The organism is Terrabacter sp. RAF57 (assembly GCF_052113925.1).
Lineage (GTDB): Bacteria > Actinomycetota > Actinomycetes > Actinomycetales > Dermatophilaceae > Terrabacter.
Genome location: NZ_JBFRDT010000007.1, coordinates 37144 through 49425, shown reverse-complemented (window position 1 = coordinate 49425; position 12282 = coordinate 37144). Strand labels below are relative to the sequence as shown.

Here is a 12282-nt window from a genome sequence, read left to right as displayed (position 1 = left end):
GAGCACGCCCTTGGCCGGGGGCGTAGCGTTCGAGGATGCGTAGCTTCCCGGTGACCGACGCGATCCGCTCCTACGCCGTCGCTCACGGCACCTGCCGTCCCGATCCCGTGATCCAGGGCCTCCAGGCGGAGACGGCCGGGCTCGGGGACGCGGCCGGGATGCAGATCGGCGACGACCAGGGACAGCTGCTCACCCTGCTCGCCCGACTCGTCGGCGCCCGCCGGGCCGTCGAGGTGGGGACGTTCACCGGCTACTCGAGCCTGTGCATCGCCCGGGGTCTGGTCGAGGGAGGTTCCCTGCTCTGTTGCGACGTCAGCGCGGAGTGGACCGAGATCGGTCGACGGGCGTGGGCCTCCGCCGGCCTCGATGACCGGATCGAGCTGCGTATAGCGCCGGCCCTGGACACCCTGCGGGCACTGCCCACGGCGGCGGACATCGACCTGGTCTTCATCGATGCGGACAAGCCGGCGTATGCCGCCTACTGGGCCGAGCTGGTGCCGCGGGTTCGCCCTGGGGGGCTCTTGCTCGCGGACAACGTCCTGTGGAGCGGCCGAATCACCGATCCCGAGATCGACGACGCGAACACCGTCGCGTTGCGCGCCTTCAACGACCTGGTGGTCTCCGACGATCGCGTCGAGACCGTCGTCCTGACCGCCTTCGATGGTCTGACCATCGCCCGGAAGCGGTGACCTCGGGGTGTGAGGACGTGACCACACCCCACCCGCTCGATCAGGCGCGTCAGGACACCACAGGTCGGACGAAGCAGGATCGGCAGCGGGCCTCGTAGGTGAAGGTGCCGTCGTCCGGCAGCGCCTCGGACCCGCCGAGGCTGTCGAGGAAGGGCTCACCCGCGCGGAGGACCTGCGTGTGCGTGGCGCTGAAGTCGCGGCACTGGTCGCACACGGCGCGGCGGTAGGTCACGGTGTCGGGCCCGAGCTCGAGCAGCGCCCGGACGGGGGCGAAGAGCTCGCCGCGGTGGTCGAGGTCGATGCCGGCGACAACGACACGGGTGCCGCGACGCAGGAGCTGGTCGACGACCGCGACGTCGTCGAGGTCGAACATGTGCACCTCGTCGACGGCCACGACGTCGAGCTGCTCGTCGAGGGCCTCGTGCAGGCTGCGCACCTTCGTCGTCGCGAGCACACCACCGCTGCGGGAGGTGACGCCGCTGTCGCGGACGTGCCGCTCCGACTGGTACACGCGGTGTCGCACCCGCGTGAACTGCAGCGGTGACAGCAGCGAGATGAGCGCGAGGCTCTTGCCCGACTTCATCGGCCCGAGGACGACGTCGAGCGACACCTCGGACGCGGTGCGGACGGCCTGCCTGACGTCGTCGATCGTGGTCACGGGTGAGAACGCTATCGGCCCCTGGTGTCAGTCGGTGGCAGCGCCTCGCACCCGGGTCATCGGCCGTCGCCGTTGGCGCCTCGGATCACGTTCTCGATGCACGCGTCGACGGTGCCCGACGTGGTCACCTGACCCAGGAGCTCCTTGGCGTGACCGGCGGCCCGTGCCTGCGCTCCGACGAGCCAGCACAGCGTCGGGTCGGTCTGGGAGGACGGCACGGACACGTCGACCGCCCCCACCTGCGACTGGAGCATCTGGAACTGCTCGTCCTGGTGGTTGACGAACCACAGCCAGCCGATGGTGTTGGCGACGACGAGCAGGAGCACGAGGCCCACGCTCACGGGGCGACCCACTGAACGCTCCACGCCGCTGAGAGGCGAGTCCGGACCGCGCTGCCCCGGCTGCCCGAGCCCGTCCGGCGCCTCCGCCCGCGTCGAGCTCGTCACCGTCTCGTCCATGCGACTGCCCCTGTCGTCCGTGGCGCTCCCCTGCGCCGGTGAGGGAAACGTACTCCTGCCGCCACGTCGGAGGTACGCCGTCGCCCCAGAAGAACGCGTCCATCTCAGGAGTGCGCAGTGCACCGCGCACCTGCTGGCGCGAGGTGCGCCTCTGCGGCGAAGACCCACCTCGCCCGCCCGGAAAGCAGTCGCCAGAGACGCTGCTCGCCGCCTAGCGTGCCGGGATGCCCATGCACGAGGACGAGGTCCGCGCGACTCCCGAGCTCGTCGAGGGGTTGGTCGCCGAGCAGTGCCCGCAGTGGCACGGTCTGCCCGTGACGGCGCTCCCCGACGACGTCGAGGGCACCGACAACGTCCTCTTCCGGCTCGGCGACGCGCTCGTCGTGCGGATGCCCAAGGTCGAGTGGGCCGCGCAGCAGGCCGACTCCGACGCCCGGTGGCTCCCTCGTCTCGCACCGCACCTGCCCGTCAGCGTGCCGGTCCCCGTCCACCTCGGACGCCCGTCCGACGACTACCCGTGGGCGTGGTCGGTCGTCCCCTGGGTCGACGGCGCGACCCCGCCGCGCCTCGGCTCCGACGACGCCCCGCTCGCCCGCGACGTCGCGGACTTCGCCCTGCGACTGCGCGAGGTCGACCCCACGGGGGGCCCCACCAAGCCAGCGGGCTCGCGCGGCACCCCGCTCTCCCACGTCGACGCGGCGGCGCGCGCCGGCCTCGAGCGGCTGCGCGGCCACGACGACGGCCTCGACCTCGACGCCGCCGAGCGCGCCTGGGACATCTGCGTCTCCGCTCCGGACTGGGACGGCGACCCCGTGTGGATCCACGGTGACCTCCAGCCCGGCAACCTCGTCGTCGACGGCGGCCGCCTCGTCGGCGTCATCGACTGGGGCGCCCTCGGTGTCGGCGACCCGGCTCCCGACGTCGCCGCCGCCCTGTGGACCTTCACGGGAGACGCACGAGACCTCTACCGCCGGACCGTCTGCCCCGACGACGCCACGTGGCTCCGGGCGTGCGGCTGGGCACTGGCGCCGTCGCTCACCGGCATCGACTACTACCGGCACACCTTCCCGCGGATGGCCGAGCACGGCCGTCAGATGGTGCGTGCCGTCGTCACCGAGCTCACCTGACGCGTCACTGAGGCGGGACTGTGGGGGTGGCGTGGGCCCGCCGTGGCTGGGACCGCGCGCTTCGTCGGCCGACGCTGGAGGGGACCGCTCGTCCTCGTCGAAAGGCACCACCGTGAGCACCACGACCTTCAGCACCACCCCGACCTCCGACCTTCCGTGGGTCCACGAGATGGTGATCATCCACCGCGCCTTCCGCCGCGAGACGCGCCTGCTGCCGGGACTCGTCCGCCAGGTCGCGGACGGCGACGGGGCGCGGGCCAGGAGTCTCGCCGAGGTGCTGCGCCTTGTGCTCGCCGGCCTCGAGATGCACCACACCAGTGAGGACGCCGTACTGTGGCCGGCGCTGCTCGAACGGGCCGCGCCGTCCACCGGTCTCGTCGAGACGATGCGGGCCCAGCACCACGGGATCGAGGACCACCTCGAGCGCGTGGCGCACCTGCTGCCCGCCTGGGAGGCGGCGCCGACCCGAGAGCGCGGCGTCGAGCTGGCCGACGTCCTCGAACGGTTCGCTGCCGACCTCGCCGAGCACCTCGACCTCGAGGAGCGCGAGATCCTGCCACTGTGCCTGCGGTATGTCACCGTTGCGGAGTGGGACAGCCTCGGGCAGCACGGAATGGAGGCGATGACCCGACCACAACTGCCGTTGCTCTTCGGTGCGCTGCTCGAGGAGTGCTCGCCCGAGGAGCGCCGGGCGATGCTCGCGAAGCTGCCCCTTCCGGCTCGTGTCCTCGTGCGCACCCTCGGCGCACGGCAGTACCGACGCTTTGTCAGCCGCGTCCGCGAAGGCTGAGGTCCGTGTCGCCCGGGGAGGTGATGTCGGCCACGACATCGGCCGCGAAACGGGCCACCTCCTCCTGCGTCGCCGTCCGACCCGCATCCCACGCGGCGGTGAACTCGTCGGAGCCCAGCTGCGTCCGGGCGACCGCCAGCCCGGATTCCGCGCCGGCGCGCGAGGGCGGGTAGTGCGGGTCCACCGAGGTCGTGTCACCGAGTGTCGCCGCCGCGCCGAAGAGGTGGGCCGCGGCCACGGGGCGGCCCGACCGCGCCGCCACCCCGGCGAGCTCGGGGACCGCGTAGCCGAGCGTCCAGCCGAGTCGTAGCGGGAACGACACGGCGAGGGACTCGCCGAGGAGGGCCGCGGCCTCGGCGTCGTCCCCGGCGACCTGGCGTGCCGTCGCGAGCGTGTTGAGCGAGGTGGCGAGCCCGAACTCGTTGCCCAGCGCCCTTGCCGCCGTGACCGCCTCCGCGAGCAGTCGCGTCGCACCCTCGGCGTCGCCCGCGAGCAGCAGCCCCTGTCCGCGCCCCACCTGCACGTGCAGCCGCGCCCAGGGCAGGGGGTCGACCGGGTGGGCCTCCTCGACGCCCAGATCCTCAGCGCGGGCCTCCGCCAGGGCCAGGAGCCTTTCCCCTGCGGCGAGGTCGCCGGCGAAGAGTGCACCGAGCCCACTGAGCAGGGAGGCCTCCACGACAAGGAGCGCGTCGCCGGCCCGCTCGGACAGCCGGATCGCCAGGTCGCCGAGCATGCGAAGGCCGTCGACCTCCCCGACGACGAGCATCAGTCCCATGCGGCCGACCGCTGACCAGGCCACCGCCGTCGTGGTGCCGGTGCCGTGCACGCGCTCGAGCCACTCGTGGCCCTCGCGCACGCGACCGCGCATGGCGAAGTACGGCCAGAGGCCTCCGGCGAGGTCGGCGGCCTCTGACACCCGGCCGAGCTCGAGGAGCCGGAGCAGTCCCGACCTCAGGTTGCCGCGCTCGGCCTCGACGCGGTCGAGCACCGGTCCGATGCCGGCCGACCACAGTCGTCGGTGCGCGTCCACGGCCACCTGCCGGGCGTACGCGGCGTGGGCGTCGGCCGCAGGCAGCGCCAGACCCGCGGCGTGCGCCTGCGTGATCGCGTGCTGCCGAACCGGCTCGAGGAGGCGGAATCGGGGGACGCCGTCCGGCGAGGGCGCCGGCAGCACGAGTGCCTGCTCGACGAGGGCGGCGACGCGGGGCAACACGTCGTCGGAGCCGGCAGTCGTAAGTGGCTCCACGATCGGCTCCACGGCTGCGAGCCAGTCGAGCGAGAAGCCGCCGGAGAACACGGCAGCGCGCAGGAACAGGTCGCGCTGTCCGGACTCCAGCAGTCCGACACTCCCGGCCAGCACGGTCGCCATGCTGCGCTGCCGTTCGGGCAGGTCGCGCGGGCCGCCGACGCCCACGTCGATGGTGCCTGCCTCCAGCCGTGACAGCAGCGCGTCGGGCGGCAGGACGCGCGCCGCCGCCGCGGCCAGCTCGATGGCGAGCGGGAGCCCGTCGAGGCGTCGCGCGATGGCTGCGAGTGTGGCGGCCCCGGCAGCGCCGTCGCGCACCTGAGCGCCAACCGCCGAAGCGCGGTCGAGGAACATCGCGACGGCAGGGGAGGCGGCCACGGCGGTCATGGCGTCGGGCCCGTCACCGAGGGCGGGCAGAGCCAGCGGCGCCACCGGCACCTCCTGCTCGGCGCGGACCCGCAGCGGAGCGCGACTGGTGGCGAGCACCGTGAGCCCCGGCGCGAGCCCGAGGAGCTCGGCCACGCGAGGCCCGCACGCGAAGACCTGCTCGAGGTTGTCGAGGACGAGCAGCACCCGACGATCTGCGAGGTGGCCCGCGACCCGCTCCGCGAGGTGGACGGTCCCGGTCGGTTCCTCGATCACCCCGAGCGCCGCCGCGACCTGTGGCAGCACCTCGTCCGGCTCGCGCACGGCCGCGAGGTCGAGCAGCCGGACGCCGCCGGGAAAGGCGTCGCGGACCCGCATCGCGGCCTCCGTCGCGAGGCGGGTCTTCCCGACGCCGCCCGGTCCGGTGAGCGTGATGAACCGGGCGCCGCGCGCGGTGAGAAGGTCCGTGAGACGCGTCAGGTCCTCGTCGCGCCCGAAGAGCGGCGTCAGTCCCGACCCCGCAAAGGCGCCACCCGCTGCTGCAGACCAGCCCTCGTGCTCAAGCGGCCCCGACCGCCCTGACGGCCCTGACGGCCCCGCCCGGCGCGGGACCGATGCCACGAGCGCAGAGCGTTCCACGTCGCCGAGGAGAAGCGCGTCGGCCAGCGCCCGGACGGTGTGCGGATGCGGGCGCAGCCGCTCGCCGCGCTCGAGCGCGCCGATCGCCTTGACGCTGAGGCCGGATCGCTCCGACAGCTCCTCCTGCGTCAGCGACCTGGCCTCGCGCAGGGCGCGGAGCCGCGTACCGAACGCGCCGACGGCCGAGCTCCCCTCCACGATCCGACGGTAGCGCGCCGGCCAGCCGCCCACGGGCGAACGACTGGCCTGTCTACTCGCCGGTCACCGGGCAGGCGTGGAAGGCTGCAGGGTGCGACACCACCCCCGTCTGAAGGAGCACCGATGATCTCGCGCATCGCCATCGTGAACCGCGGCGAGGCCGCCATGCGGCTCATCCACGCGGTGCGGGACCTCAACGCCGCCGCGGGTCGCGACGGCCACCGCATCGAGACGGTCGCCCTGCACACCGAGGGCGAGCGGCGGGCCATGTTCGTGCGCGAGAGCGATGACGCCTACGACCTCGGGCCGGCCTCGGCGCGCCCCTACCTCGACCACGCCGTCCTCGAGCGCGCCCTGCGCGAGACGAAGGCCGACGCGGCGTGGGTCGGCTGGGGCTTCGTCGCCGAGGACCCCGCCTTCGCCGAGCTGTGCGAGCGCGTCGGCGTCACCTTCATCGGTCCGAGCCCCGATGCCATGCGCAAGCTCGGTGACAAGATCGGCAGCAAGCTCATCGCCGAGGAGGTCGGCGTCCCCGTCGCGCCGTGGAGCCGCGGCGGCGTCGACACCCTCGAGGACGCGAAGGCAGCAGCCGCACGCATCGGCTATCCCCTCATGCTCAAGGCGACCGCCGGCGGTGGTGGCCGCGGCATCCGCCGCGTCGACTCCGACGCCGACCTCACCGATGCCTACGAGCGCACCCGCGACGAGGCCCAGCGCGCGTTCGGCTCGGGCGTCGTCTTCCTCGAGAAGCTCGTCACCGGCGCCCGCCACATCGAGGTCCAGGTCATCGCCGACGGCCAGGGCTCCGCGTGGGCCGTCGGCGTGCGCGACTGCTCGGTGCAGCGCCGCAACCAGAAGGTCATCGAGGAGTCCGCCTCTCCCGTCCTGCGCCCCGAGCAGGAGGACGAGGTCCGGGCCAGCGCCGAGCGGCTCGCCATCGCGGTCGGCTACGCCGGCGCCGGGACCGTCGAGTTCCTCTACCACCCTGGCGAGCGATTCTTCGCCTTCCTCGAGGTCAACACCCGCCTCCAGGTCGAGCACCCCATCACCGAGGTCGTCACCGACACCGACCTCGTCAAGCTCCAGATCCACGTCGCGAACGGCGGGCGTCTCGACGACCTGCCCGGCGGCCGCCCCACGCAGCGCGGCCACGCCGTCGAGGCCCGCCTCAACGCCGAGGACCCCGACCGCGACTTCGCCCCGAGCCCCGGCCGCATCAGCCTGCTCCAGTTCCCGGCCGGGCCTGGCATCCGCGTCGACACCGGTGTGGGAGAAGGCGACTCGATCCCCGCCGACTTCGACTCGATGATCGCCAAGATCATCGCCCACGGCCGCGACCGCGACGAGGCCCTGGCCCGCCTGCGCCGCGCCATGGCCGAGACGACCGTCGTCATCGACGGCGGCTCGACGAACAAGAGCTTCATCCTCGACCTGCTCGACCAGCCCGAGATCATCGACGGCTCCGCCGACACGGGCTGGATCGACCGCGTCCGCGCCGAGGGCCGCCTCGTGTCGCACCGCCACTCCGGCGTCGCGCTCGTCGCCGCCGGCATCGAGGCCTACGAGGACGCCGAGGCCATCGAGCGGGCCCGCCTGCTCGAGTCGGCCCGCGGGGGTCGTCCGCAGGTGCAGCACACGGTCGGCCGCGCCATCGACCTCAAGCTGCGCGGCACGGCATACAAGGTCATGGTGCTGCGCACCGCGTCGCACCGCTACCGCGTCTCCATCGCCAACGGCGGCGACGAGCACGTCGTCGACGCGACGCTCGACCGCATCGACGAGTATGCCGGCCGCATCGTCGTCGAGGGACGCGCGCACCGCCTCGTGACCGCCACCCACGGCCCCGTCCACCTCGTCGAGGTCGACGGCGTGACCCACCGCGTGTCCCGCGACGAGGGCGGCGTCGTCCGGTCGCCCGCGCCCGCGCTCGTCGTCGCGACCCCGGCCGCGGTGGGCGACGAGGTGGCCGCCGGTGCGCCGGTGCTCGTCCTCGAGTCGATGAAGATGGAGACGGTGCTGCCGGCGCCCTTCGCCGCGCGCGTGCGCGAGCTGCTCGTCAGCGTGGGCAGCCAGGTCGAGACCGGCGCACCGCTCGTTCGGCTCGAGCCCACCGGCGACGAGGCCGAGGTCACCGAGGCCGTGGCCACCGAGACCGTCGACCTCGACCTGCCCGACTCGAACGCCGGGCAGGCGAGCGTTCGCGAGCGCGTCGACCGCGGCATCGAGGACCTCTCCGCGAGCGTCCTCGGCTTCGACGGCGACCCGATCGGCGACCGCAGGGTGCTCGCCGGCTACCTCTCGGCGCGCGACGAGCTCGCGGCGGAGGGCACGATCCCGCTGGCCGAGGAGATCGACGTCCTCGAGCTGCTCACCGACTTCGCCGAGCTGAGCCGCAACCGTCCGGCCGCCGAGGAGCGCCACACCGAGCTGCTCGTCCACAGCCCGCGTGAGCACTTCCACTCCTACCTCCAGAGCCTCGACGTCGACCGCGCCGGTCTCTCGGCGGACTTCCGCGACAAGCTCGCCCGCGTCCTGCGCCACTACGGCGTCACCGACTTCGAGCGCACGCCCGACCTGGAGGAGGCGGTCTTCCGCGTCTTCCTCGCGCAGCAGCGTTCGGCGCCCGAGGTGCAGCTCGCGACATCGATCCTCCAGCGGTGGCTCGCCGAGCCGATCCCGGCGCCGCCGCTCAACGCGGCGGCCCGTGACGCGCTCGACCGGCTCGTCGTCGCGACCCAGCTGCGCTTCCCCGTCATCGGCGACCTCGCCCGCAGCGTCCGCTTCCGCTGGTTCGACCAGCCGCTCGTCGACGAGGAGCGCCAGAGCGTCCTCGCCGGGGTCCGCGACAAGCTCGCGGCGCTCGCGGCCGAGCCAGACGCACCCGACCACACGGCGCGCATCGACGAGCTCGCCGCGATCCCCGAGCAGATCGTCCGGTTCCTCACCGAGCGCCTCCACGAGGAGGCGCCGGAGCGGCTGCCCGAGCACGAGCCGATGCTCGAGGTGCTCATCAAGCGGCACTACCGCGAGCACGAGCTGCACGGCCTGCGCACCTTCTCGGAGGGCGGTCGGCCCTTCGCCGTCGCCGACTACACGCTCGACGAGCGTCCGACGCACCTGACGTCGACGATCGGCGGGGTCGACGAGCTCGTGCCGGGCAGCCCGCTCGACGCGGCCGTCTCCAACGACGTGTGGTCGCGACCCACGGGGCTCCAGTCCGTCGTCGACCTCTACCTGCGCTGGGCGCAGGAGCCCGAGTCGCCGGACGCCGCGAGCGATCAGCTCGCCGCGCTGCTCCAGCAGCTGCCCTTCGCCCAGGACGTACGCCGGGTCGCCGTCGCCGTGAGCGCCGGCCAGGGGCGCCCGGTCGGCTACTTCACCTTCCGCCCCGTCGACGGCACCCTCGTGGAGGACCGCCTCGTCCGCGGCGTGCACCCCATGGTCGGGCGCCGCCTCAACCTGTGGCGCCTCACGTCCTTCGACGTGACGCGGCTCGAGGCCCCCGAGGACGTCTTGCTCTACGAGTGCGTCGCCAAGGACAACCCCGACGACCACCGCCTCGTCGCCCTCGCGCAGGTGCGTCAGGTCGTCGTCGTGCGCGACGAGTCCGGTCAGGTGTCGGGCCTGCCGCACGTCGAGCGCGCCATCGCCAACTGCCTCGAGGCGATCCGTCGGGTCCGGGCGAGCCGCGGTGCCAAGGGCTCCCGGCTCGACATGAACCACGTGTGGGTCCAGATCTGGCCGACCATCGAGGCCGACCTCGGGCAGCTGACGGCGCTCCAGAGCAAGATCGCCCCCGTCACCGCCGGCGCCGGCATCGAGGAGGTCCTCGTGCAGGCGCAGGTCGCCGGGGCACCCGGCGAGGCGCCCGCTCCGATCGCGGGCCRCTTCTTCTACCAGCCCGGCTCGGGCGTCACCGGATCGCTCGGCGCCCCACCCACCGAGCCGCTCAAGCCGCTCGACGACTACGCCTCCAAGGTCGTCCGGGCCCGACGCCGAGGTCTCGTCTACCCCTACGAGCTCCAGTCGATGATCGCCGGCGACGGCGGCACGGTGGTCGAGCACGACCTCGACGACTCGGGCACGCTCGTGCCCGTCGACCGTCCGCAGGGTCTCAACAAGGCCGGCATCATCGTCGCCGTCGTCAGCTCGCCGACGGTCCGCCACCCCGAGGGCGTGACCCGCGTCGTCCTCTCGGGCGACCCGCTCCGGTCGCTCGGCTCCGTGGCCGAGGCCGAGTGCGCCCGGGTCATCGCGGCCCTCGACCTCGCCGAGCGGATGCAGGTGCCTCTCGAGTGGTACTCCCTCTCGGCCGGTGCGCGCATCTCGATGGACTCCGGCACCGAGAACATGGACTGGGTCGCCCGTGCCCTCAAGCGGATCATCGAGTTCACCCAGGCGGGTGGCGAGATCAACATCGTCGTCGCCGGCATCAACGTCGGCGCCCAGCCCTACTGGAACGCCGAGGCGACGATGCTCATGCACACCAAGGGCATCCTCGTCATGACGCCGGACAGCGCCATGGTCCTCACCGGCAAGCAGTCGCTCGACTTCTCCGGCGGCGTCTCGGCCGAGGACAACTTCGGCATCGGTGGCTACGACCGCGTCATGGGCCCGAACGGGCAGGCGCAGTACTGGGCCAAGGACCTCGCGGGTGCCCGCGCCATCCTCATGGCGCACTACGAGCACGCCTACGTCAGCCCGGGCGAGTCCGGCCCGCGCCGCGTCACGACGAGCGACCCGTCGCACCGTGACGTGACGCTCTACCCGCACGAGCTGGCCGACTCCGGCTTCAAGACGGTCGGCGACATCTTCAGCTCGCTCACCAACCCGGACCGCAAGAAGCCGTTCGACATCCGCACTCTCATGCGGGCCGTCAGCGACCAGGACCGCGAGCCGCTCGAGCGCTGGGCCGGCATGGCCGACGCCGAGACCGCGGTCGTGCAGGACGCCCACCTCGGTGGCATCCCCGTGTGCCTCATCGGCATCGAGTCCAAGTCGGTGCCGCGCCGCGGCTTCCCGCCCACCGACGGCCCCGACACGTACACGGCCGGCACGCTCTTCCCGCGGTCGAGCAAGAAGGTGGCGCGCGCCATCAACGCGGCGAGCGGCAACCGCCCCGTCGTCGTCCTGGCGAACCTGTCGGGCTTCGACGGTTCACCCGAGTCGATGCGCAGCCTCCAGCTCGAGTACGGCGCCGAGATCGGCCGGGCCATCGTCAACTTCGACGGCCCGATCGTCTTCACCGTCGTCTCCCGCTACCACGGCGGCGCGTTCGTCGTCTTCTCCAAGACGCTCAACCCGCGCATGACGGTGCTGGCCATCGAGGGGTCGTTCGCGTCGGTGCTCGGCGGTGCGCCGGCCGCGGCCGTCGTCTTCTCGCGCGACGTCGACGCCCGCACGGCGTCCGATCCGCGCGTCACCGAGCTCGAGGGTCAGCTCGCGTCGGCCACCGGGGTCGGGCGCGCCCGGCTGGCCACCGAGCTCGCCGAGCTGCGCAGCTCGGTGCGCGCTGAGAAGCTCGGCCAGGTCGCGTCGGAGTTCGACACGGTGCACAGCATCCACCGCGCCGTCTCGGTCGGGTCCGTCGACGCCGTCATCGACGCCCACGACATGCGTCCGCGCATCATCGCCGCGATCGAGGCCGGTCTGCAGGGCTGACCGGGCGGGCGTCTTCGCTGCCATCGGCATCCACGCCCTACTCAACGGACCGGCTCACCCGCAGCGGTGTGCGGTGGCGCGGGAGATGGTCCCCGACGCCTGGAGTGCGCGTTGCAACGCGCACCTGTGGCACGAGGCCGCACCGTTGAGCTGACCCGGCTAGCGCTTCGGGGCCGGCACCCGCAGTGACGTGACGCCGCCGAGGTCGAGCCACACCGCGTCGGGAGTGCGGACGACCCGGACGAGCACGTCGTCGCAGCCGGGGCACCGACCGACGAGGCCCGGCTCGGGCCCGTAGACGCGCAGCGTCGCGACCTCCGAGTCCGTGCCACAGCCGCGACAGCGGACGACGGCCACCGTGACGTCGAGCGCGAAGAGCTCCGAGAGCGGGCCGGCCATGAGGTTGCCGTCGTACGCCGCCGTGGGCCCGGGACCGTCGGGGATCGTCAT

The 12282-nt window shown here is 73.1% G+C and carries 8 protein-coding genes; 4 read left to right on the top strand and 4 right to left on the bottom strand.

Features of this window, described 5'->3' with window-relative positions; genetic code table 11:
• Positions 1–35 precede the first annotated feature (35 nt).
• Positions 36–689 carry an O-methyltransferase gene (locus AB4Y83_RS10770; protein WP_442296864.1) on the top strand — a complete coding sequence of 218 codons (654 nt, stop codon included), beginning with the start codon at positions 36–38 and terminating at the stop codon, positions 687–689.
• A 49-nt stretch (positions 690–738) separates the two neighbouring features.
• Here the strand turns inward: AB4Y83_RS10770 and AB4Y83_RS10765 are convergent, their stop codons facing one another.
• Entirely contained in the window at positions 739–1347 is a 609-nt protein-coding gene (locus AB4Y83_RS10765; protein WP_442296863.1) for a thymidine kinase, read from the bottom strand.
• Positions 1348–1403: 56 nt separating this feature from the next.
• Positions 1404–1688: a hypothetical protein gene (locus AB4Y83_RS10760; protein ID WP_442296862.1), complete on the bottom strand. Its 285-nt coding sequence runs from the start codon at positions 1686–1688 to the stop codon at positions 1404–1406.
• 341 nt (positions 1689–2029) lie between these two features.
• Here AB4Y83_RS10760 and AB4Y83_RS10755 point away from each other — a divergent pair, with 341 nt between their 5' ends.
• Both AB4Y83_RS10755 and AB4Y83_RS10750 read left to right on the top strand, forming a co-directional pair.
• Positions 2030–2932: an aminoglycoside phosphotransferase family protein gene (locus tag AB4Y83_RS10755; protein WP_442296861.1), complete on the top strand. Its 903-nt coding sequence runs from the start codon at positions 2030–2032 to the stop codon at positions 2930–2932.
• A gap of 112 nt (positions 2933–3044) precedes the next feature.
• A complete protein-coding gene (locus AB4Y83_RS10750; RefSeq protein ID WP_442274087.1) occupies positions 3045–3722 on the top strand; it encodes a hemerythrin domain-containing protein in 678 nt (225 codons plus the stop codon).
• Here AB4Y83_RS10750 and AB4Y83_RS10745 read toward each other — a convergent pair.
• Positions 3700–6171: an ATP-binding protein gene (locus AB4Y83_RS10745; protein WP_442296860.1), complete on the bottom strand. Its 2472-nt coding sequence runs from the start codon at positions 6169–6171 to the stop codon at positions 3700–3702. The genes AB4Y83_RS10750 and AB4Y83_RS10745 overlap by 23 nt on opposite strands.
• 123 nt (positions 6172–6294) lie before the next feature.
• Between AB4Y83_RS10745 and AB4Y83_RS10740 the strand changes: the two genes are divergently transcribed.
• Entirely contained in the window at positions 6295–11832 is a 5538-nt protein-coding gene (locus AB4Y83_RS10740; protein ID WP_442296859.1) for an ATP-binding protein, read from the top strand.
• A gap of 159 nt (positions 11833–11991) precedes the next feature.
• Here AB4Y83_RS10740 and AB4Y83_RS10735 read toward each other — a convergent pair whose 3' ends face one another.
• The gene (locus tag AB4Y83_RS10735; RefSeq protein WP_442274084.1) at positions 11992–12282 is read right to left on the bottom strand and encodes a DUF6510 family protein; all 291 of its coding nucleotides are present in this window, start codon (positions 12280–12282) and stop codon (positions 11992–11994) included.